This window comes from Exiguobacterium sp. E17S, assembly GCF_057772545.1.
Window position 1 is genome coordinate 1 of the sequence record NZ_JBYLRU010000033.1, and the last position, 241, is coordinate 241.

At 54.8% G+C, this 241-nt stretch carries 1 rRNA gene; it reads right to left on the bottom strand.

From position 1 onward, the window contains the following. Positions 1–241 (bottom strand): 23S ribosomal RNA (locus AC3B4V_RS16315); the annotation flags it as partial.

Here is a 241-nt window from a genome sequence, read left to right on the forward strand (position 1 = left end):
GCTTTCGACGGAGGGGATTCTCACCCCTCTTTTCGCTACTCACACCGGCATTCTCACTTCCAAACGCTCCACTGCTCCTTCCGGTACAGCTTCACAGCGGTTTGGAACGCTCCCCTACCATCCTTACGGAATCCGCAGCTTCGGTGGTATGTTTAGCCCCGTTACATTTTCGGCGCGGCGCCACTCGACTAGTGAGCTATTACGCACTCTTTGAATGGTGGCTGCTTCTAAGCCAACATCC